Consider the following 21,940-nt stretch of genomic DNA (forward strand, 5'->3'; position numbering starts at 1 on the left):
GACAATGGGCTTCAGGCTAACGGGATTTTGGATGAATCAACAAAAAAAGCGCTAGGTATGATCAGTGTTCAGGTTGCCGCCGCCGCGCCTGCTTCTGAGCCCAAAAAGGCCCAGGCCGCTGCCGTCAGCAAACCTGAGCCTGTTGAGGAAGATGCCATTGAGGAAGAGGATGATGGCGGTTGGTCATTTTTCTGACACGAACGTTCCGAAACAAAAAGCCCGCGCAGATGATTCATCTGCGCGGGCTTTTTTATGAGAATCCGGATTAATCGAGCTTTTCCAGATCCCTTACGGCACCTTTATCTGCGCTGGTTGCCAGTAACGCGTAGGCTTTCAGGGCAGCCGACACTGCGCGCTCTCTTGGTTGTTCAGGTTTCCAACCTTTCGCATCTCGGGCTTCGCGACGACGGTCGAGCTCCTGTTGATCCAGCTGTACATTGATGGTTCGCTGGGGGATATCGATCAGGATCGAATCGCCGTTTTCGATTAGCCCGATCGCGCCCCCGGCTGCAGCTTCTGGTGAGGCGTGACCTATGGAAAGCCCTGATGTACCGCCCGAGAAACGGCCGTCGGTTAGCAGTGCACAGGCTGCGCCTAGCCCTTTGGATTTGAGATAGCTGGTTGGGTAGAGCATTTCCTGCATGCCCGGGCCACCTTTCGGGCCTTCATAGCGGATAATAACCACCTCGCCGGGTTTCACTTGGTCATCCAGGATGCCGGCAACCGCAGAGTCTTGGCTTTCAAAAACCCGGGCTTTGCCCTCGAAAACGTAGATACTTTCATCCACGCCCGCCGTTTTTACCACGCAGCCGTCAATGGCAATGTTGCCATACAGAACCGCAAGACCGCCCTCAGAGCTGTACGCGTGCTCAACGGAGCGGATACAGCCGGTTTCACGGTCGCCATCCAGGCTTGGCCAGCGGGTGCTTTGGCTGAAGGCTGTCTGGGTAGGAATGCCTGCAGGCCCGGCTTTATAAAACTCGACAACCTCGGGTGGCGGAGAGCGCATGATGTCCCAGATTTCCAAGGCGTCTTTCATGGTTTTGCTGTGCACTGTGGGCAAGTCGGCGTTGATCAGGCCGCCGCGTTCCAGTTCGCCCAGAATCCCCATAATACCGCCGGCACGGTGGACATCTTCCATGTGGTATTTGGGAGAGTTTGGTGCCACTTTGCATAACTGCGGAATCCGGCGGGAAAGCTGATCAATCTCGCTCAGTGTGAATGGAACCTCGCCTTCTTGTGCCGCAGCCAGCAGGTGAAGAATAGTGTTTGTCGAGCCGCCCATAGCAACGTCCATAACCATGGCGTTTTCGAATGCGGCCATGGAGGCGATACTCCGTGGCAGAACACTGACATCGTCCTGTTCGTAATAACGTTTTGCGTTCTCCACAATCTGGCGACCGGCTTTCAGAAACAGCGGCTCACGGTCGGAATGGGTGGCCAGCATAGAACCGTTGCCGGGCAGTGCCAGGCCAATGGCTTCAGCCAGACAGTTCATGGAGTTGGCGGTGAACATGCCGGAGCAAGAGCCACAGGTAGGGCAGGCGCTGCGCTCGTATTCAGCAACCATTTCGTCGTCGGCAGTGGGGTCTGCGGCAATAACCATTGCATCTACCAGATCCAGCTTGTGCTCAGATAGCTTGGTTTTGCCGGCTTCCATAGGCCCGCCAGACACGAAAATGGCGGGAATGTTCAGGCGCATGGCGGCCATCAACATACCTGGTGTGATTTTATCGCAGTTGGAAATGCAGACCATTGCATCAGCGCAATGGGCATTCACCATATATTCAACCGAGTCAGCAATTATTTCGCGGGAGGGCAGGGAGTAGAGCATGCCGTCGTGGCCCATGGCGATACCATCGTCTACTGCGATGGTATTAAACTCTTTGGCCACGCCTCCCGCTGCCTCAATTTCGCGGCACACGAGTTGCCCCAGATCTTTAAGATGTACGTGCCCGGGCACGAACTGGGTGAAAGAGTTAACAACGGCGATAATAGGCTTGCCGAAATCATCGTCTTTCATGCCGGTGGCGCGCCAAAGGGCACGGGCGCCGGCCATGTTGCGGCCAGCGGTGGAGGTCCGTGAACGATACTGAGGCATGGTGTTCTGATCTCTTTGTAAGAATGCAGGTGGTTGCTTTAATAGAAGAAGCAAAGGATACCAGATTAGACCCCAGGCGCATGGTTGTTTTCCGGCGACGTGGTTACAATCGTTAACAGCTGTCACAATTCAATGCCCCGTCTTGAGCCGACTAAGGAGATTGCCTATGGCTAGCCAGGAAAGCCTGCCGCTACGCCGTTTGAAAGCGTTTCAGCCGCTGAACCGGCTGACCGATGACCAGTTGGTTTTGCTCGCCAGTCGTGCCGAACGCAGGACTCATGGCCCGGGCCAGCGCGTGTTGGAACGCGGTGTGCGTGATGGATTGGACTATTTTCTGGTAACTGGGAAGGTTGAGCTGGAATCAATGGATGGGCGCACCTCGGTCATCGAAGCCGAAACCGAGAAAGCGCTGAATCCCATTGCTAGGCTGCAGCCGAGAATGTACGACGTTACTGCGGTAAAGCCTTGCGAGTTTTTAGTGGTGGCGCAGGATGTGCTCAACCAGCTTTTGCGGGCAGCGCCAGTTGCCCAAGTGGAGATGGATTCGGGCGAGGGCCATGGTGATGGGGAGAGCGAGGAGCACCACCTCTTAATGGAGTTCTATGCAGAGCTTCGTTCGAACCAGCTCAAATTGCCGAGTGTTCCCGATGTCGCCTGGAAAGTGCGGCGCATGGTAGATAAAGATGACTCCACCGCCGATCAGGTGGCCAGTGCTGTGTCGGCAGACCCTGCTATGGCGGCCAAGCTGGTGCGAGCGTGTAACAGCCCGCTTTACCGAGGATTTAGTGATGTGCGTAATGTCCGCGAGTCGGTGATTCGGCTGGGCATGAGAACGACCCGTCAGCTTGTTACCGTGTTCTCCCTGCGGGAGGTATTCAAAAGCCGGCACCCGTCGCTACAAAAAGAGATGGAAAAGCTTTGGCGGCACTCCCGAGAGGTGGCGGCGCTTTGCTGGGTGTTGGCCGATCATGCTACCCGACTGAACCCGGAAGAAGCTCTACTGGCTGGCTTGCTTCACGACATAGGCGTGGTGCCAATTTTGGTGCAGGCGGAACATCACGTAAATCTGTTTGCCAATGACACTAACCTGCACAATGCTGTCAGCGAACTCCGGGCTGATGTTGGTACCGCCGTGTTGGAAAGCTGGACGTTTCCACCCGCCTTTGTTGAGGCAGTGCGACACGCAGAAGACTGGAGTTTTGAGAGCCGGGAAGCGGAACCACAGTTGGCAGATGTTGTTATCGTGGCGCAACTTCATGCCATGATCGGCTCCAATCAGAATGAAGGCTTGCCTTCATTCGGTGACGTGCCGGCTTATCGCAGGTTGGGTAACCTCGAATTGAACGCATCCCGCAGCCTGGAACTTCTGACTGAAGCGCGGGCGCGAGTAGACGAAGTTCAGCAGCTGTTGTCCATCCGATGAGGGTCCCGATTTTTCCGCTCAATTCGGTGGTGTTGCCCGGAGGTAGGGTTCCGTTACAGCTGTTCGAGCCACGCTACATAGATATGCTGACACGTTGCCTGAAGGATGATCAGGGGTTTGTCATAACGTTGTTGCGTGATGGCACGGAAGCTGGGCGTGTGGTTTCTTTTTATGAGATTGGCACTTATGTGCGCATCATCGATTTCGAACAGTTGGACAATGGCTTGCTGGGAATAACTGTTGAAGGTGATACAAAGGTCTCAATCACCGACAGCTGGCAGCAGGCCGACGGGTTAAACATGGGGGAGGTTGTCTTGCTGCCGGTTGAGGCTTCGGGAGATGTTCCTGCGGTGTTTCATGAGCTGCCTTCTGTATTACGCGCGTTGTTTCGACACCCGGTTATTCACGAACTGGGTATGAGCGTAGATTATGACGATGCCCGTGATGTTGGTTGGCGGTTGACCGAGCTGCTGCCTCTGGATAAGCAGGATAAGCAGCAACTAATGGAGATGCAGGACCCGCTTGCGCGACTTAGCCGATTGCAAATGTTGCTTGAGGCTCTTGGAGAGGGCTGATAGCGAGGTTTACGACACTAGAGCGTAATGTTGTACGGCGTCCGACCACATCAACCAAATGTAACCGCCGACGAAAGCGAGCCAAGCCAAGCCTGCTGAGATTGTCAGCACATCTGGAGCAATAGGCACCCGGTCAAACCGGCTGAAGCTGGCTCTTGTAGCGCCGGTGATCGCTAGTCCTAGCAATAATCCCCCCACAATATCGCTGAACCAGTGCACGCCCAGATAAAGCCGGCTCATGGCCACGGGAATCAGCGGTAAAGAAAACAAAATGTATGTCCTCCAACGCTTTCGGTTGTGGTTTTCTGCCGCCACAAAACTCGCCAGTAGAGTGACAAATACCGTAATGCCAGCAGTGTGACCGCTGGGAAAAGAGCCAGACGTTGGCGGGTTGAAAACCTGATCCGGGCGTACAATGCCAGTTGCCGATTTCAGGCCCCAAACCAGCACTATGGTGGCAATAGCCGCCAGCAGAATGTGTGCAGCCGCGGCGTAATGCCCTCGAAATACGAATGCGAAGCAGGCCAGCACGGCGCCGGCCGTGAGAACGGGCGGGTCCCCCAGGAGTGTGGCGGCGATAGCCGGTGCATCGAGTAACGGCTGACGTAGCTCGCTGAACCACTGCATAGTTAGCTGATTAAAAGGCTCGATGACGTGTGTCATGGTTGCCAACTGGCCCCAGAGAGCAAACAGCGCCAGGGCTCCCAGTGCCAGCATTAGAGATGCCAGCGGGAACTCGCCCTCTTGTGCTGGCCGCTCGTTGGTGTAAAGGCGCCAAAAGCGATGAGTGGTTTCATACTGCGCCATTTTTCGCTTAAGCCAGAGATAAAGGCGGCTACTGTCGCCAAGGCCTAGCTGGAAGCGAAAAATAACCAAGTAGATTGCTGCCAACGTTGCCAGGCTAATGCTTGTAACCAGGTACACATGGGCTGGCGGCTGCACATCGCTTGCCAGTGCACCACCCACCAAAAATCCCGGCAAAATATAAACCGGTGCCCAGCCGATGGCCGACCCTACGTTAAATGCCAGAAAGCGTCGCCAAGGCATCAGTAGTGCTCCCGCAATCATGGGTATTACAGGTCGTAACGGCCCCACGAAGCGCCCGATAATGACGCTTTTTCCTCCGTGCTGTTGAAAGAAATCTTCTGCTTTGTTGATCTGTGCTGGGTAGCGACTCAACGGCCATACGCTTGTTAATCGGCCCTGAACGAGCCGGCCAATTGCAAAGCTCAACGTGTCGCCGGCTATTGCGCCCAGCCCAGCCCACACCAATACTTCCATAAGGGGCATGTCTATTTGGGCAGCCAGCGCAGAAATGGTAAACAAGAACGCAACGCCGGGCACGAGAATGCCCGCAATTGCTAAGGATTCAATAAATGCGGTACTGAACAAGGCCAGTGACAGCCACCCAGGGTTGGCGCTTAGCCATGCAGTTAGGTCTGTAAGCCAAGCGCTGCTCATGTCCGGAGTGTTTCTCCCGGGCTGAACCAGGCAGAGTCGGCGCCGCGTCGGCGAGCTTCAAGCATGGCCTGGTGAGCACGATTGCGCAGAGTGTCGGTGCGGGTGTCGCTGTTGCCCCGAGTTGTGCAGCCCAAGCTTACCGTTGCTCTGCCGATCACCGGCCAGTGCTGTTCAGAGATGGTGCGCCGTATGCGTTCCGCAATCACGCGCACGCCTTCTTCCGGAGTGAAAGGCAATATCAGAAAAAACTCTGAATCGTTCAACGTATACAAAGTGTCGCCGGCACGGATAACCCCAAACAGGTGTTGGGTCATGTTGCAAAACAACGCCTGCATGCCAGGTTGACCGTGGAGATCGACTGCCTCGTCTGCGTAGTCTATGGTCAGGTCGATCACCGAGAGGCAGTGGCCTGTGGTAATGGCACGGCTGATTTCTTTTTGCAGTGTCTCATCAAGAAAGCGGGCGTTGTGGGCCCCGGTAATCGGATCGGTAATGGCCAAGTCTTCGGCGGACTGTGCCATGTGGTCGTAGTGCCATATATAAAGCGCTGCAATGATTAGTACGATGAGGAGACCGCTGACAGCCGTGAGGGCTTCCATGGGGGGCTGTTTCATAAAGAGCAGAATGGCCATGGGGGTGATTAAAAGTAGAGACAGCGTGAGCGCATGACGCAGCGGCAGTATCAGTAGGTTAAGTACCAGCAGCGGCATGGCCCAGTGGGTAATGCTTGTGCTACCCATGGTTAGCATAGCCGCCAGAAGACCGCTATTCAGGCCTGAGAGAAGAACTAAGTGGCCGGGTGCCGAGAGCTGATGCCTGCGGCTTAGAAGCGTATAGGCAACACCTGCAAGAGTCAGGGCAGCCATGCCGGCAGCCAAGTAGAAAAGTTCATAAAAACCATAGCGAAGGTTTTGCAGGGCCAGAGCAAAAATAAACAGGGTGGTTAGGCCATAGCCCACGCTATGTGTCCAAGTTCTCAGCCTGGTTTCTGTCATGGCGCAGATCCTTCCGCACGAGGTTGGATTGGGGACGTTATAGGCGACCAGGTACTGTACGCCTGGGTTCGGTTTCCGCCCTGTTGCTGCGCCCTGCGCAGTGCGTTGGCCGCGCTCTGTTGTAGGCTGTCGGCGTCGTCGCCGATATTTAGCCCGGCAATGCCGGTACTCACGGTAAGGTTCATGCCGTGGGTTTCGAGCAGTGTGCCAAGGCCTTTGCGGATGGTTTCAGCCCGGTTGGTGGCATCGTGGGTGGCTATCCCCGGCAAGATCACCAAAAACTGCAGGTCTGCCGCCCGGTAGTAAGTATCGAAATCACGTATCTGGGAGTGCAGGAAGCGACCGATTCTTGGAAGAATCGACCGTATATCTTCGTCTGGATCGTTGTCGCTTGCATGGGCATCAAGGCCAATCATGATGATGGACATGTCGGTGCCTTCACGCTCGCTGCGTTGGATTTCCTTATGCAAGTCTGCAGACAGGTATTCGCGGCTGGCAGCCTGAGTAAGTTCGTCTGTGCGTCTCAGGGGCGCCAGCTGGCGAGTTTTGTATTCGCGTAGGAATATCAGCACGACAGACAGAAGAATGGTCAACAGAAGCGCGCTAACCATTTGGTGGCGATCAGCAATGCCTTCCGCCCAATGGGCAGCCACCATGGCAAGAACCACCATAACCACAGTTACCAAGGTTGCGATGCCACGGGGTACCAGTGCAAATGCCACAAGTGCCAGCCCGTAGAGCCAGTGGCTGAGCGCCCAAGGGCCTGTCCAAAAACTGGTCATTAGCAGAAGTATTAGCGCTGTGAAGAACAGTTTTTGAATGGTTGGCCACGGATTGGCTCCACGCCCGGGATGGAAGCTACGGCCACAGATAATGATACCGGCCACAGCTGCAGCGCAGGCCGCGGTTAGCGGCTCCCCAAATAACGCACACAGAACCGCAATGGCCACAAAAACAACGAGGCTGGCGCGTGATAACCGGTTCAGCAAAAATTTGTCGGCCGTTTGGGCCATGGTATTCGTCCTTTTTCGGGGTTCCCGTTTTACCGCAACGGTATAATATCTGTTTGGGGTGCGTACTTGAAACGGGAAAGGTAAAGTTAGGCTCTTATTCCTGAATTCTGACAGAAAACACATAAGGTAAAGGGATGGATATTGCAGTTTATATGGCCGAAGTCGGGCAGTTGGCCCGAGCCGCGGCGACACTCGTTGCCCGTTCTACGACAGAGGTGCGCAACCGTGCATTGCTGGCTACTGCCGAGGCACTCGATGCCGCCCGCACTGAACTGGCCGAGGCAAATGCCCGCGATCTTGCCAGTGGGCAGGAAAACGGTTTGGATGCCGCCATGCTGGATCGGCTTGAGCTCACACCGGCACGAGTTGATGCCATGATTGAGGGGCTTCGCCAGGTTGCCTCTTTACCCGACCCCATTGGTGCCATTACAGATATGACTTATCGCCCGTCTGGTATTCAGGTGGGCAAAATGCGGGTGCCTCTGGGCGTTATCGGCATTATCTATGAGTCTCGTCCCAATGTGACGGTTGAGGCAGCAAGCCTTTGTCTTAAGTCTGGTAACGCCACCATTTTGCGCGGTGGTTCGGAGTCTATTCACTCCAATCAAGCCATTGCCTTGTGCTTGGCCCGTGGGCTTGCAGAGGTCGGTCTGCCAGAATCGGCGGTACAAGTTATTAAAACCACCGATCGTGCAGCTGTTGGTGAGCTGATCACCATGCCCGACTATGTAGATGTGATTGTACCCAGGGGCGGAAAGGGGCTGATTGAGCGGATCAGTCGAGACGCACGAGTGCCCGTTATCAAGCACCTTGATGGCGTGTGTCATGTGTACATCGACAGTCATGCCGATCCGGAAAAGGCCTTGAGCGTGGCGGTAAATGCCAAGACTCACCGATACGGCACCTGCAACACCATGGAAACCCTGTTGGTGGATAAGGAAATTGCCGCCGATATACTACCGTTGCTAGGTTCGGCTTTTGCTGAAAAAAATGTAGAGCTGCGGGGGTGCGAGCAGACCCGGGAAGTTCTTGCGGATATACCTGCTGCTGCAGAGACCGATTGGCAGGAAGAATACTTGGCACCTGTGCTGGCCATTCGTGTGGTGGATGGGCTGGACGGCGCTATAGTGCACATCAATCGTTACAGTTCCCAGCATACCGATAGCATTATCACTGAGAACTACACCCGTGCTCGGCGCTTTATCACCGAAGTGGATTCCAGCTCGGTGATGGTGAACGCCTCCACTCGTTTTGCCGATGGCTTTGAATATGGCTTGGGTGCCGAAATTGGTATCTCCACCGACAAAATACACGCCCGGGGGCCGGTAGGGCTTGAAGGTCTTACCTCCCAAAAATACGTGGTGTTTGGCGATGGTCACATCCGGGTCTGATGTCGATGCATGTCATTTATGGCGGTACCTTCGACCCAGTGCATCATGGCCATTTGCGCCTGGCGCTGGAGGTTAGCGAACGGTTCGGGAATGTGCCTGTTAATCTCGTGCCCTGTCATGTTCCCCCTCATCGGGGCAAGACCGGCGCAACGGCGACACAACGGCAGCGCCTGCTGGAATTGGCGATAGTTGGTGAGCCTCGCTTGCATATTGATGACCGCGAACTGCGCAGGGAGGGTGCGTCGTATACGGCGGACACGCTGCGCCAGCTGCGCAACGAATTGAGTGCAGAAGAGCCGCTGGTAATGGTGGTGGGCACCGACGCATTTGCGGGTTTTGACCGGTGGAAGGAATGGCAGCAGATTTCGAATCTTGCCCACATTGTGGTTGTGCGACGCCCTGGGGCCGCGCTAAACCCCGAAGGGGCGCCGGCCAAGTTGCTGGCAGAGCGGGGAGTAAAAAGTGCCGAGGCCTTGTTCGGCCAAGCGTCGGGGCTTGCGCTTGAGTTGAGCCCGCCGTGGCTGGATATCTCTGCGACCGGCATTCGCGAGCGCATTGGCGAAGGCCGGTCGGCACGCTACCTGGCTCCCGATACGGTCTTGGCGGAGATTCTACGTATGGGGGTTTATGGGCATGCCCTGTGAAGAACTTTTAGTGTTACAATCGCGATCGAATATGACTTTTCGGGTGGCCATTCCGGCCGGCACCCGGACAACAGGGTAATTATGCAGGCAGAACAACTGAAAAATCTGATAGTGAACGCACTAGAAGATGTGAAAGCACAGGACGTCAGTGTTGTTGACGTACGGGATCGCACCAGCGTTACCGATTTCATGGTTCTGGCATCCGGAACATCCAACCGACACGTTAAATCTCTTGCAGATTCTGTTGTTGTCGACGCAAAAGAGCAGGGTGCTCGCGTTAACAGTGTTGAAGGTGGCGGTGGTAGTGACTGGATACTGGTAGACTTGGGCGACGTGATCGTTCATGTCATGTTGCCCGCCACCCGTGAGTTTTATGATTTGGAGCGCTTTTGGCGTGACGCGCCGGAAGTCGGTGCTGCGGGCAGCGAGTAATCATGCGGTTGCGTCTGATCTGCGTGGGGCAGAAAATGCCCGACTGGGTCAGTAAGGGCTACGACGACTACGCGCGTCGTATGCCTCCGGAAATGCCTCTTGATCTGGTAGAGATTGCCATGCCTCATCGTGGCAAAAACCCCGATATTCCCAGGCTTATGCAGCGCGAAAGCGAGGCAATACTGGCCGCAGCCGGTTCCAAAGACAAAGTTGTCGCGCTGGAGGTTTCTGGTCGACCTTGGTCTACCGAGCAGTTGGCCAGCCAGCTGGAAAACTGGCAGCAGGATGGTCGGGATGTGAGCTTTCTTGTAGGCGGTCCAGATGGGCTTGCTGAGCCCTGTCGCAAGCGTGCAGACCAACAGTGGTCGCTCTCGCCTCTTACGTTGCCCCATCCTTTGGTGCGGATCCTGCTGGCGGAACAGCTTTACAGGGCCTGGTCGATTACCCGTAACCACCCGTACCACCGGGCTTAGGAAGCATCCATGCCGTGGGGTGAATTCAAGGACACTGCCGCCGAGCGCAGGTTATTCCAGCGTCGTGCTTTCGTTATGCTGCTGTTCGTGTTCCTGCTTTTGGCGGGGCTTGTTGCGCGGATGTATCAGCTTCAAGTGGTAGAGCACGACATCTACACCACACTCTCCGATAAAAACCGAGTGCAGGTTCAGTCTGTACCACCGCCACGCGGGCTTGTATACGATCGCAACAATGTCTTGCTGGCAGAAAATCGGCCGGTGTTCAGTGTCACGCTGGTTCCGGAACGGGTTGGTAGCATGGAGGTTGCTCTTGAACAGCTTGTTCGGATTCTTGATGTTTCTGAAGAGGATCTGGATCGGTTTGAGCGGCGGCTTCGCGAGCCAAGGCGCCCCTTTCAGGAAATCCCGCTGCGCTACGACCTAACTGAAGACGAAATTGCACGGCTAGCGGTGCACCGGCACGAATTGCCCGGCGTGGAAGTGGAAGCCGAGCTGGTTCGATACTATCCACACAGCGAGCTGACGGCTCACGCGCTAGGCTTTGTCGGTCGCATTAACCGCGAAGAGTTGCAGCGGATTGACCCGGTTAACTATGCAGGCACTAACTACATCGGTAAATCCGGTGTAGAACGGTTTTATGAAGGGCTGTTACATGGAAAGGTTGGCTACCAGCACGTAGAAACCAACGCGCGAGGCCGCACCCTAAGGGTTTTGGAGCGGGAAAATCCAGCGCCGGGCGAGGATCTGAAACTGCACCTCGACCTGCGGTTGCAGGAAAGAGCCCACGAACTTCTTGATGGCCGTCGGGGTGCTATTGTAGCTATCGAGCCGGCAACAGGTGGTTTGCTGGCCGTTGCCAGCGTGCCAGGCTTTGATGCCAACAAGTTTGTTACTGGCATCAGTGTGCCGGATTATCGCGAATTAAGTACCAGTAAAGATAAGCCTCTTTTCAACCGGGCTCTACGTGGGCAATACCCTCCAGGCTCCACCCTTAAACCCATGTTGGCGATTGCTGCGCTAGATAGTGGTGCCGTCACAAGGGATCTCTCTATATGGGATCCCGGGTATTTTCAGCTCAATTCCAAAGGTCGTCGGTACAGGGATTGGAAGCGATCGGGGCACGGCTGGGTGGATCTAACCCATGCCATGGCACAATCCTGCGACGTTTACTTTTATGAGGCGGCGGTGGAAATGGGCGTGGATACCATGCACAGCTACCTGTCTCGCTTCGGCTTTGGCGAAGACGCAACCTTGGATGTATCTGGCGCCCTCAGTGGGCTTCTGCCATCAAGGGACTGGAAGAGAGCCGTACGCAACGAACCTTGGTACCCAGGCGACTCGGTAAACTTGGGTATTGGCCAGGGCTTTATGCTCGCCACGCCTTTGCAACTGGCTACGGCAACCTCGTTAATTGCAAACCGGGGTGAGTGGGTTGAGCCTAGGTTGCTGAAAGGTATTCAGGGCGATAGGTTGCCAGACGCATTTTTGCCGAGTGAGACTCATGAGCCGTTGGCGCTCAAAGACCCAGACGATTGGGAATACATCATAGATGCCATGGCAGAAGTGATGCATGGCTCAAGAGGTACGGCCCGTAGGTCTGGCCGTGGTGCCTCCTACCGTATGGCGGGAAAAACTGGCACGGCTCAGGTCTTTAGCCTTGCAGAAGATGAAGAGTATGATGCCGAAGAGGTTAAGGAGCGGTTGCGGGATCATGCCATGTTTGTCGGCTTTGCGCCTGTGGACAATCCACAAATAGCCGTTGCTGTGATTGTTGAAAATGGAGGCGGTGGTAGTAGTACCGCGGCACCAGTAGCGCGTGCAATGTTTGATGCCTGGTTGCTGGAATTCTCAGGGACCGGAGATGGCTCGCTGATCAGCAAAGCCGATTCGAAAAGCGAGGTTCATTAATGTCTGCCCGGGAAGTGTTTAGTTCAACGGCGAGCAATCCCCTTGGGCGCCCGAGAGGCTTCTGGTTTGCGTTGCATGTAGATCCGATTCTGCTGGTGCTACTTGTAGCCCTGATCTCCGGTGGCTTGTTTGTGCTATACAGCGGCGCAGATCGCAATATTGATGTGGTTAAAGCTCAGGGGCTACGTTTTGGCATTGCCTCTGTTGTGATGCTGGTTTTTGCCCAGCTTGATCCTTCTGTCTTTCGTCGTTGGGCGCCTTGGCTATATGGTCTTGGATTGGTTGGCCTTGTTGCTGTGCTATTTGTGGGCGTTGGCGCGAAAGGTGCTCAGCGTTGGTTGGCCTTGCCCGGGCTGCCCCGGTTTCAGCCATCAGAGTTTATGAAATTAGTGGTGCCCATGATGGCGGCTTGGTACCTGTCACGGCATTTTTTGCCGCCAAGGCTTTCTCGCATAGCTGTAGGCATAGTGATCGTTCTGCTGCCCATGGTGATGATTGTGAAGCAGCCCGATCTCGGCACGTCACTTCTGGTAGGCATGGCCGGCTTGTTCGTGGTGTTTTTCGCTGGGATGAGCTGGAAATTGATCAGTGCATTTTTTGTGATGGTGTCCGTAGCGGCCCCGGTGATGTGGTTTTTCGGAATGCGCGAGTATCAGAAGCAACGCGTACTGACACTGCTGGATCCACAAAGTGATCCGCTGGGTGCAGGTTGGAATATTATTCAGTCTAAAACCGCCATTGGTTCCGGTGGTCTCGATGGCAAAGGCTGGCTTCAGGGCACTCAGTCGCACTTGGAATTCCTGCCCGAAAGCCACACCGATTTTATTGTGGCTGTATTGGCAGAAGAGTTTGGGTTTATCGGAATTCTGGTGCTGCTCAGTGTCTATTTTCTGATTATTCTGCGCTGCCTCTATATTTCGGTTACCGCTCAGGATTCTTTCAGCCGGTTGGTGGCGGGAGCCCTAACCATGACTTTTTTCATCTACGTATTTGTGAATGTTGGCATGGTGAGTGGCCTGCTGCCCGTGGTCGGAGTACCCTTGCCACTGATTTCGTACGGCGGCACATCAACCGTCACGCTGATGGCAGCATTCGGCATTCTGATGTCCATCCACACCCATCGCAGGATGATCACGGCCTGATGTCATGCCGGTAATGGTGATAGGCGCTGGGAACCCGTTACAATAGTATCTGTTATTGTGTTTACGTTTATCCTGCGGCACGTATCTTAGAGGACATCCGGGCAGTGATCTCAAATCGCTTAGTTATATGGCTAGTGGTATCGGCAGTTCTGACACTGGCTGGCTGTGCTTCGGCACCTACTCCAGCACCTGCGCCAGCGCCGGCCGGTACCGATCATTCTTCACGTTATACAATTACTCAAGACAGAGCCCCCACGGGAAACTTTGATGCATCTGGGCTGTCAGACGCCGTGCCCGTATACCAAGCACCGGTTAGAGCCGGAAATAAATCGACTTATACGGTATGGGGTAAGCAATATTCTGTGCTGAAGAGCAATGATGGCTATGTCGCTAGTGGTACTGCAAGTTGGTATGGCGAGAAGTTTCATGGTCACAAGACATCCAACGGCGAAACCTTCGACATGTATCAAATGTCGGCGGCCCACAAATCCCTGAGGATTCCAGGCTATGCGAGGGTGACCAACCTGGATAACGACCACTCGGTAATTGTTCGCGTTAACGATCGGGGCCCATTTCATGGGGATCGTTTGATTGACTTATCTTACGCAGCGGCCAAGAAACTGGGCTATCAGTCCCGGGGCACCGCACGGGTGAAGGTGGAATCGATTACGGTCAAACCGAATGGCAGCATGTTCGTCGCCGGCCAACCGTTCGCCCTTGATGGGCAACTGCCCGCGCAGAAAGCTGCTTCGACAGACAATGCTAACGCGGCAAAAGGCGAGCAGGGTACCGGTGGAGGGCTGTTCGTTCAGCTTGGCTCGTTCAGCAGTCATAATCCCGCAAAGAAACTGCAAAATCGCGCCAAGAATGTGCTTAGCAACCCCGTGCGGGTGCGCTCTGTGGATACTGCTAGCGGGCGCTTTCACCGGGTACAGGTAGGCCCTTTCCAAGATGAAGGCAGTGCGCGAAAGACGCAGAACCTCCTGGAAACAAAAGGCTTTTCGCAATCAATTGTGCTGACCGACTCTAACTAAGCGTTAGATCACACAAAAAATACACTTAACGACGAATGAATAAACCCATGGCATTAAAATCAGTTTTTCGCTCGCTCTCCTTTCTTTCAGCGACACTCGCTTTTGTGCTGATGCTTTCGGTATCAGGCACTGCAATGTCCCAGACTGTGCTGATTCCGTCACCGCCACAGATCGCTGGCAGTTCCTACGTCCTCATGGACCCAACGAGTGGTCGCGTCATCATGGAGGAAAACAGCAACGAGCGGTTGCCGCCTGCCAGTCTGACCAAAATGATGACGGCTTACATCGTTGAGCGTGAGCTGGACGAAGGCCGGATCAGCATGTCTGACATGGTTCCAATCAGCGTAAAAGCCTGGAAAACAGAAGGGTCTCGCACGTTTGTAAAAGAAGGCACCAGCGTGTCGGTCGAGAAACTTCTCAAGGGCGTTATTATCCAGTCTGGCAACGATGCGTCTGTCGCGTTGGCTGAGTTTGTTGCCGGCAGTGAGGGGGCATTCGTGGATATCATGAATCAGCAGGCTCAGCTGCTGGGCATGAAGGATACCCATTTCGAGAACGCCACAGGGCTACCGGCTCCCGATCATTTCTCCACCGCGTATGATTTGGCTGTGCTGGCTCGGGCGATTATCAATGATTACCCAGAGAACTATCCGATTTACGCGGAAAAGCACTTTACCTACAACAATATCCGTCAGCCTAACCGCAACAGCCTGTTGTGGCGTGATAACAGTGTTGATGGGCTGAAAACTGGCCACACCGAAGAAGCTGGATATTGCCTTGTGGCGTCTGCCAAGCGGAACGATACTCGCTTTATTGCGACGGTAATGGGTACCAGTAGCTCACAGTCGCGGTCCCAAGAAATCCAGAAAATGCTGAACTACGGTTTCCGCTACTATGAGAGCGAGCGTTTGTTCCGCGCGGGGCAGGAGCTTATCGAAGCTAAGATCTGGGGTGGCGAGTCGGACAAGCTATCTGTGGGTATGTTGGAAGACGCCTATGTAACCATTCCGCGGGGTTCTCGTGACAACCTTGAATCCAGTATTGATCTCGATTCGGTAATTAAAGCACCGGTTCGTGCTGGCGACGAGCTTGGGCGTGTGAAGGTGTCGTTTAATGGCGAGGTGTTGATAGATCAGCCGGTGCTCGCGTTGACCGAAGTTCCCGAAGGCGGAATGTTCAAGCGCATATGGGATGCTATCAAACTGTTTTTCGTTCAGTTGTTTCAGTAAGGGCGAGTTGAGCCCGGGAGTAAAGCGACATGAGTGAGCCGAAAGCACCAAAAATTGAGTTCCCCTGCGACTACGGCATCAAGGTGATTGGCAACTCTGCTCCGGATTTTAAGGAGTTTGTGGTTGGGGTTGTTGCGCGCCATGCTCCGGAACTCTGCGAAGCGGATGTTTCCGTTCAAGATAGCAGTAAGGGGCGGTTCTGTTCGGTTAGGTTAAACATAGTTGCGACCGGTGAGCCGCAACTGAAGGCCCTGTTCGAAGAGCTCAAGGCCAGTGGCCGTGTGCACATGGTGTTATAAACGCGATGCCTGAGCTGATTGTCAGGTCACTAGGGCCGCAGCCCTATCTGGAAACCTGGGAAGCTATGAAAAGCTTCACAGCACAAAGAGGCGAGCGCACCAATGACGAGCTCTGGTGCCTCGAGCACCCCAGGGTTTACACCCAAGGGCAGGCGGGTAAAGCCGAACATATTCTGGCACCGGGTGATATCCCCGTTATTGAGGTGGACCGCGGCGGGCAAGTAACCTACCACGGCCCTGGCCAGCTCGTGGTTTATCTAATGATGGGGCTAACCCGGCGTAAAATGGGGGTTAGGGCGTTAGTGGATCTCATTGAGCAGGCGATCGTGCGCACACTGGCGGAGCTTGGTATTGCCGCCGAACCCCGGCCGGATGCACCCGGTGTTTATGTGGGCGAGGCGAAAATCGCTTCTCTCGGGTTGCGGGTGCGCCGTGGTTGCTCATTCCATGGCCTAGCGCTAAACGTTAATATGGACATGGAGCCCTTCCGAAGAATCAATCCCTGTGGTTATGCTGGGCTGGCCATGTGTCAGGTTCGCGACTTTGTACCTGCGGCATCTATGGAAGATATTGAAAGCCTTTTGGTGGCCCAACTGGTCGCCGGCCTAGAGGATTCCACAGTGAGTTATCGCAACGGCTGGGAGGATTAAACTGGAGCTTGCTTCTGGTGGACGCAAACACGGTTCCGCCCAAGCGTTTTCGCAAGATACAGGGCTTCATCTGAGCGCTGAAGCAATCTGTCGATAGACTCTTGTCCGTGGATGCTCGCCACCCCAATACTGGCCGTACAAGCTATTGGTTTCTGATCCACCATCACGGCGTTTTCGGCGATGGCCTCACGGATCCGGTTTGCGATATGCACTGCCTCATCTGTGCCTGTTTCTGCAAGCAGCACTAAATATTCCTCGCCACCCCAGCGAGCGACAGTGTCTACCTTCCGGCACTGGTCCAGAAATGTATTCCCAACCAGCACAATAAGATCATCGCCCACATGGTGCCCGTGGGTATCGTTGATGTTTTTGAACAGGTCAATATCTGCCAGTAGTACGGTGAACGGCCGGCCATTGCGCAAGTAACGCTCATATTCGGCTTCCAGTTGCGCCAGTGCTTCGCGGCGGTTAGCCAACCCGGTGAGCGCATCGTGCTTGGCGGCGTATTCGAACTCCGATGCCAGCGCCAGCAAGCCGAGCTTGCTCCTTCGTCGGCTTCGGTCGAGGATATAACATGTGATCATCTCGAAGGCTAAGGCCAAGACCATGGTGATGCGAAAATTGGTGCTGTAGGACACATCCAGTTGTGTCAGATTCGCAAGAGGGCTGAAGAGCAGCATAACGCCGACTAGCCCCATCACACAGGTCGCAACACCCACCCGTGCTTCGCTGATATAAAATACGATAGGGGGGTACGCAAACAGCCAGATAATTGCAGATCCGTCTTCCACGGCGTTAACGGCCAAGTAAGTGAACAGTGTCGTTATCAGAACCATGAAGGCCCGCCGGTGAAACGCTGCATGGCGGGATATCGCGTAGATCAGTATGTTGCCTGCCAGCAGAGCTGCAAACAGTGTGAGCAGCACCGGTGTTAGTTGGTCTCCTCGGTCGAGTGAACGCCATGCAAAAAATGCCAGTAGGGGCGCGGCAGCCACGCTTATCCAGTTGATCAGGACGGGAACGGGTATTTCTCCCGTAACCCGGAACTGGGATTGCGTGTTATCTGTAACTTCCGTTGCTGTCTTCGGCATAGCTTGAGCGGGTTCTTTCTTCAATAAATAGGTTTTCTGACTTTGGCTTTTGTTCCGATAGTAGTCTGTATTCAGAATCGGAACTGTGTCAAAACGTAAGCAAACTCAGAGCGCGCAAGGCAATATTTTTTAAAGCACCACAAAGACGGCATGACCGCATTAAGAACAGGTTATGTATAAACTGGCAGGCACATGCGCGCAATGGCCCCAAGGCCGTAAAATGGGGGTCGAATCGGAGAGGGCGGGTGGTTACAGTATCCGTATAATGTTAAAAGGTTAAATTCTCCGATTCTGGCAGGTCGCATATGTCATCCAGCAGACGCTCAGGTAAGTCAGTGTCCCGCATCAAGACAGGAAGCTTCGAACGCAGGCTCAGCCTTACCCGTGCAGGGCTCTTCGCCGGAACCCGTATGGCCTCGCACATGGCCACCAACTGGGTCGGCAGCAAGGATCGGCGTGATGAGCGTCACCGTGCCATGCTCTCCAGTCAGGCACGTTATCTGGTAGAAGAGCTTGGGCAGCTGAAAGGCAGTGTGGTCAAAATAGGCCAAGTGATGGCGCTATACGGTGAGCACTTTTTGCCAGAGGAAGTGACCGAAGCGTTGCATACCCTGGAAGACCAAACCACATCGCTGGAATGGGCAGCTATCGAGCGCGTACTTAAAGCCGAGCTGGGCAACGAGAAACTTGCAGAGCTGGAGGTAGACCCCGAGCCTATAGGCTCGGCCTCGCTTGGACAAGTGCACCGAGCTGTTCGGCGCAGCGATGGCTTGGAACTCGTACTGAAGGTTCAGTACCCAGGTGTTGCAGACGCGGTAGACAGCGACCTGAATGCGGTAGCTCAGATGCTTAGAGTGGCCCGGTTGGTGAGTTTTGGGCCGGAGTTTGAGGATTGGCTGGAAGAAGTCCGGCAGATGATGCACCGGGAGGTGGATTATCGTTTAGAAGCCCGCACAACTGAAAAGTTCCGCCAGATGCTTCTGGATGACCCACGGTTTGTGGTTCCCAGAGTGTTGCCAGAGTATTCCACCGATCACATTATTGGCGCCACATACGAGCACGGCCATTCCGTGAGTTCTGAGGTGGTTGGCAAGTTATCGCTTGAGCGTCGTAGCAACCTTGGCATGGCCGCGTTGGAGCTGTTTTTTCGGGAGTTGTTTGTTTGGGGGGAAATTCAGACCGACCCCAACTTTGGTAATTATCGCATTCGCATCGCTGGCGAGGGTGTTGAAGGCCAAAGTAAGGATAACGACCACGACCGAATCGTACTTTTAGATTTCGGGGCGGTGCAGTCGTATTCCCGCGAGTTTCTTGACCCGGTAATCCAAATGGTTCGAGCTTCCTACGAACACGATCTTGATGCCGTGATCGACGGCGGCGTAACGCTTCGGTTCATGAGCACGGATTGGCCGAAAGAAGTGCTGGAGACGTTTGGGCGGGTTTGCATGTCGGTTTTGGAGCCGTTGTCCAGTGACCACGAAAGCTGGCCGGATGAGGCGGTTAACAGTGATGGCCAGTACCGCTGGAAACAGAGTGACCTGCCTTCCCGAGTTGCGCGCCAGGCAGCACGGTCAGCCATCAGCCGGTACTTTCGGGTGCCACCCAGAGAGTTTGTGTTCCTTAACCGCAAACTGATTGGCGTGTATACCTTTATTTCGGTGCTCTATTCGGAGTTCAATGGCGAGCCGTTGTTGCGCAAGTACCTTTACGGCGAGGGCGATGATACTCCCGATGCTTCGGCGACCAGCCAGATCACGAAAGCATAGCGCAGGCCTTTGCCAATACCCACGAGCACAACAAAGTTAAGCCAAGGCACGCGCATAACGCCACCGACCAGCGTTAGCGCGTCGCCGCCCAGCGGTAGCCAGCCCAACAACAAAGACCACTGGCCATAGCGGTTAAAACTGTTTCTGGCCTTGTGGAGTTGAGTTTCAGTGATGGGAAACCAGCGTTTGTCCTTGAGGCGATCAATTTGCCTGCCAATAATGCCGTTAATCACCGACCCAAGTGTGTTGCCCAGTGTGGCCCAAAACCATAGCCACCACATCGGATACCCTTGAACGACCAGAGTGCCCGTGAGTATTTCTGAATAGGCTGGCAGCAGAGTGGCTGCCGCAAACGAAGTCAGAAATAACGTCAGGTAAACCAAAGAGTTCTCCTTCCAGTGAGTAAGCGCTTCCTAGGTATGATCCGGTACTATGGTTGCCATTCAAAGCATCAATTTTCAATTTTCCAGAATCATGTCATCATGAATTCTCTCTTTTTTCACATTCCGGAGCATTCCGGATAACACAGTTTTGGAGGTTTTATGGAACAGGTCACAATCTACGGTCGGTCAAGCTGTGGGTTCTGCGCAAGCGCGATAAGGCTGTGCGAGGCCCGTAACATGCCGTTTACCTGGGTTGATATGATCGAACAGGATATGACGAAAGCCGATATAGCAGAAAAAATCGGCCGGCCTGTTCATACCGTGCCGCAGATTCTTGTGGGAGACAAGTACGTTGGTGGCTACGATGAGTTCGCAGGCTACGTGCGGCAGTTGGAGGCAAATTAAACGCGCTGATCTTGCACCGCGTATGAACGAAAAAAGGCTCTGCACTTACTATGCAGAGCCTTTTTTGTGGCCAGGAAAGACCTCTTCAATCAATCAAATATGAAACTCAGTTTTCAGCTTTTTCTCTGCCAAGGTGTTGCCCAGTTTTGCAACTTTAGGAATACCGTTCTCGAAAGGCGGGAAGCTTTCGCCGGCAATCAGCGGCTGCAGGTAGTCCCGACAATCTTGAGTAATGCCAAAGCCATCGTCAGTAATGTAGTGGATCGGCATCTTCTTTTCCTGGTTGGCCACTTCGCTAAGAGGGGCCTCGCCAATCTTCCAGATATAGGGCTTCGCCTGTTCGCGCACAATAATAGGCATAACGGCTTGCTTGCCATCCAGCGCCATTTCCACCGCAGCTTTGCCCACAGCGTAAGCCTGCTCAACGTCAGTGGCAGAGGCAATGTGGCGAGCGCTGCGTTGTAGATAATCCGCAACCGCCCAGTGATATTTATGCCCTAGCGCCTGCCGAACCATGTTGGCCAGTGCTGGCGCTACGCCGCCGAGCTGTGTGTGGCCAAAGGCATCTTTGGCACCAGCATCGGCCAGAAAACGGCCGTCTTCGTATTGGGCGCCTTCAGAGGCAACAACCACGCAGTAGCCGTATTCCTTCACGCAGAATTCAACTCGCTCCAAGAAAGCATCGCGGTTAAACGGAATTTCTGGGAACAAAATAATGTGAGGCGGCTCGCCTTCACCCTGGCCAGCCAAACCACCGGATGCGGCAATCCAGCCTGCGTGACGGCCCATCACCTCAAGTACAAACACCTTGGTAGACGTCTCGCACATGGATTTGATATCCAGGCTGGCTTCCAGCGTAGAAGTGGCAATGTACTTGGCAACAGAGCCAAAGCCTGGGCAGCAATCGGTAAACGGCAGGTCGTTATCTACGGTCTTGGGCACACCGATACAGGTAATGGGGTAACCCATGGTGTCGCCCATCTGCGAGACCTTATACGCCGTATCCTGGGAGTCGCCGCCACCGTTATAGAAAAAGTAGCCGATGTCGTGGGCGCGGAACACCTCAATAAGACGCTCGTATTCGCGGCGGTTTTCCGAGATGTTTTTCAGCTTGTAGCGGCAAGACCCAAAAGCCCCACCAGGGGTGTGGATCAGCGCCTGAATGGCTTCATCACTTTCGAGACTGGTATCAATCAGTTCCTCGTTCAGTGCGCCCAGAATGCCGTTGCGCCCGGCAAACACTTTGCCGATTTTGTCCGAGTGTTTGCGAGCGGTCTGAATAACCCCGCAGGCACTGGCATTGATAACGGCGGTAACACCGCCAGACTGAGCGTAGAATGCGTTCTTGATGGCCATCTCGGGCTAGAGCCTCTCTGCTGTTTAATAATGGCGCAGATGATACGCCAAATGCATCGGATTTTCATGGCGAGAAATGCGGATGGTTGCGCGCTTGACGGGGTGGGGTGGATACGGGAGGCTTGTCGGGTTTCAATGGAGAGGGCGAACGGCGAATGCACATTCATAT

The 21,940-nt window shown here is 54.5% G+C and carries 21 protein-coding genes and 1 pseudogene; 15 read left to right on the top strand and 7 right to left on the bottom strand.

Annotated elements, in window-relative coordinates; translation table 11 throughout:
- Positions 1-195: pseudogene (locus ACTH3S_RS11065) on the top strand (peptidoglycan-binding domain-containing protein); the annotation flags it as partial.
- Between the two features lie 70 nt (positions 196-265).
- On the opposite strand, the gene ilvD reads toward ACTH3S_RS11065, so the two are convergent.
- Positions 266-2,101, bottom strand: coding sequence for a dihydroxy-acid dehydratase (gene ilvD, locus ACTH3S_RS11070; RefSeq protein WP_441809069.1), 1,836 nt, complete (start codon positions 2,099-2,101; stop codon positions 266-268).
- 166 nt (positions 2,102-2,267) lie between these two features.
- On the opposite strand from ilvD, the gene ACTH3S_RS11075 reads away from it, so the two are divergent.
- Positions 2,268-3,524, top strand: a complete 1,257-nt coding sequence (locus ACTH3S_RS11075) for an HDOD domain-containing protein (RefSeq protein ID WP_441809070.1) — start codon at positions 2,268-2,270, stop codon at positions 3,522-3,524.
- Positions 3,521-4,099 (top strand): LON peptidase substrate-binding domain-containing protein, encoded by a 579-nt coding sequence (locus ACTH3S_RS11080; RefSeq protein ID WP_441809071.1) that lies wholly within the window; start codon positions 3,521-3,523, stop codon positions 4,097-4,099. The genes ACTH3S_RS11075 and ACTH3S_RS11080 overlap by 4 nt, the downstream gene beginning before the upstream one ends.
- A gap of 9 nt (positions 4,100-4,108) precedes the next feature.
- Here the strand turns inward: ACTH3S_RS11080 and ACTH3S_RS11085 are convergent, their stop codons facing one another.
- Genes ACTH3S_RS11085 through ACTH3S_RS11095 form a run of 3 tightly spaced genes read right to left on the bottom strand, consistent with a single transcriptional unit; the run spans position 4,109 to position 7,568 of the window.
- Positions 4,109-5,560: a bifunctional DedA family/phosphatase PAP2 family protein gene (locus ACTH3S_RS11085; protein WP_441809072.1), complete on the bottom strand. Its 1,452-nt coding sequence runs from the start codon at positions 5,558-5,560 to the stop codon at positions 4,109-4,111.
- The gene (locus ACTH3S_RS11090; protein WP_441809073.1) at positions 5,557-6,555 is read right to left on the bottom strand and encodes a GGDEF domain-containing protein; all 999 of its coding nucleotides are present in this window, start codon (positions 6,553-6,555) and stop codon (positions 5,557-5,559) included. The genes ACTH3S_RS11085 and ACTH3S_RS11090 overlap by 4 nt, the downstream gene beginning before the upstream one ends.
- Complete coding sequence (locus ACTH3S_RS11095) at positions 6,552-7,568, bottom strand: GGDEF domain-containing protein (protein WP_441809074.1); 1,017 nt, start codon at positions 7,566-7,568, stop codon at positions 6,552-6,554. The genes ACTH3S_RS11090 and ACTH3S_RS11095 overlap by 4 nt, the downstream gene beginning before the upstream one ends.
- A gap of 134 nt (positions 7,569-7,702) precedes the next feature.
- Here ACTH3S_RS11095 and ACTH3S_RS11100 point away from each other — a divergent pair, with 134 nt between their 5' ends.
- From ACTH3S_RS11100 to lipB, 10 genes are all read left to right on the top strand, one after another.
- Positions 7,703-8,959 carry a glutamate-5-semialdehyde dehydrogenase gene (locus tag ACTH3S_RS11100; RefSeq protein WP_441809075.1) on the top strand — a complete coding sequence of 419 codons (1,257 nt, stop codon included), beginning with the start codon at positions 7,703-7,705 and terminating at the stop codon, positions 8,957-8,959.
- Between the two features lie 5 nt (positions 8,960-8,964).
- The gene (gene nadD, locus ACTH3S_RS11105; RefSeq protein WP_441809076.1) at positions 8,965-9,603 is read left to right on the top strand and encodes a nicotinate-nucleotide adenylyltransferase; all 639 of its coding nucleotides are present in this window, start codon (positions 8,965-8,967) and stop codon (positions 9,601-9,603) included.
- A gap of 81 nt (positions 9,604-9,684) precedes the next feature.
- Entirely contained in the window at positions 9,685-10,035 is a 351-nt protein-coding gene (gene rsfS / locus ACTH3S_RS11110; protein WP_441809077.1) for a ribosome silencing factor, read from the top strand.
- A gap of 2 nt (positions 10,036-10,037) precedes the next feature.
- Positions 10,038-10,508, top strand: coding sequence for a 23S rRNA (pseudouridine(1915)-N(3))-methyltransferase RlmH (gene rlmH / locus ACTH3S_RS11115; protein ID WP_441809078.1), 471 nt, complete (start codon positions 10,038-10,040; stop codon positions 10,506-10,508).
- Positions 10,509-10,517: 9 nt separating this feature from the next.
- Positions 10,518-12,416, top strand: coding sequence for a penicillin-binding protein 2 (mrdA, locus tag ACTH3S_RS11120; RefSeq protein ID WP_441809079.1), 1,899 nt, complete (start codon positions 10,518-10,520; stop codon positions 12,414-12,416).
- A complete protein-coding gene (rodA, locus tag ACTH3S_RS11125) occupies positions 12,416-13,558 on the top strand; it encodes a rod shape-determining protein RodA (protein WP_441809080.1) in 1,143 nt (380 codons plus the stop codon). Before mrdA ends, rodA begins: the two co-directional genes overlap by 1 nt.
- 107 nt (positions 13,559-13,665) lie before the next feature.
- Positions 13,666-14,592, top strand: coding sequence for a septal ring lytic transglycosylase RlpA family protein (locus ACTH3S_RS11130; RefSeq protein ID WP_441809092.1), 927 nt, complete (start codon positions 13,666-13,668; stop codon positions 14,590-14,592).
- A gap of 47 nt (positions 14,593-14,639) precedes the next feature.
- Positions 14,640-15,821: a D-alanyl-D-alanine carboxypeptidase family protein gene (locus tag ACTH3S_RS11135; protein ID WP_441809081.1), complete on the top strand. Its 1,182-nt coding sequence runs from the start codon at positions 14,640-14,642 to the stop codon at positions 15,819-15,821.
- A gap of 29 nt (positions 15,822-15,850) precedes the next feature.
- Entirely contained in the window at positions 15,851-16,120 is a 270-nt protein-coding gene (locus ACTH3S_RS11140; RefSeq protein WP_441809082.1) for an HP0495 family protein, read from the top strand.
- Between the two features lie 5 nt (positions 16,121-16,125).
- Positions 16,126-16,770, top strand: a complete 645-nt coding sequence (gene lipB, locus ACTH3S_RS11145; protein ID WP_441809083.1) for a lipoyl(octanoyl) transferase LipB — start codon at positions 16,126-16,128, stop codon at positions 16,768-16,770.
- Here lipB and ACTH3S_RS11150 read toward each other — a convergent pair.
- On the bottom strand, positions 16,767-17,861 hold the full coding sequence (locus ACTH3S_RS11150; RefSeq protein ID WP_441809084.1) for a GGDEF domain-containing protein: 1,095 nt from the start codon (positions 17,859-17,861) through the stop codon (positions 16,767-16,769). The genes lipB and ACTH3S_RS11150 overlap by 4 nt on opposite strands.
- 305 nt (positions 17,862-18,166) lie before the next feature.
- On the opposite strand from ACTH3S_RS11150, the gene ACTH3S_RS11155 reads away from it, so the two are divergent.
- A complete protein-coding gene (locus ACTH3S_RS11155) occupies positions 18,167-19,627 on the top strand; it encodes an ABC1 kinase family protein (RefSeq protein ID WP_441809085.1) in 1,461 nt (486 codons plus the stop codon).
- Here ACTH3S_RS11155 and ACTH3S_RS11160 read toward each other — a convergent pair.
- Positions 19,567-20,010, bottom strand: coding sequence for a YqaA family protein (locus tag ACTH3S_RS11160; protein ID WP_441809086.1), 444 nt, complete (start codon positions 20,008-20,010; stop codon positions 19,567-19,569). The genes ACTH3S_RS11155 and ACTH3S_RS11160 overlap by 61 nt on opposite strands.
- A gap of 159 nt (positions 20,011-20,169) precedes the next feature.
- On the opposite strand from ACTH3S_RS11160, the gene ACTH3S_RS11165 reads away from it, so the two are divergent.
- Positions 20,170-20,415: a GrxA family glutaredoxin gene (locus tag ACTH3S_RS11165; protein WP_441809087.1), complete on the top strand. Its 246-nt coding sequence runs from the start codon at positions 20,170-20,172 to the stop codon at positions 20,413-20,415.
- Positions 20,416-20,508: 93 nt separating this feature from the next.
- On the opposite strand, the gene ACTH3S_RS11170 is transcribed toward ACTH3S_RS11165, so the two are convergent.
- Positions 20,509-21,771, bottom strand: a complete 1,263-nt coding sequence (locus ACTH3S_RS11170) for a 6-phosphofructokinase (RefSeq protein ID WP_441809088.1) — start codon at positions 21,769-21,771, stop codon at positions 20,509-20,511.
- Between the last annotated feature and the right edge of the window lie 169 nt (positions 21,772-21,940).

Source organism: Marinobacter sp. (assembly GCF_052094685.1).
In the GTDB taxonomy this organism is placed as follows: Bacteria; Pseudomonadota; Gammaproteobacteria; order Pseudomonadales; family Oleiphilaceae; genus Marinobacter.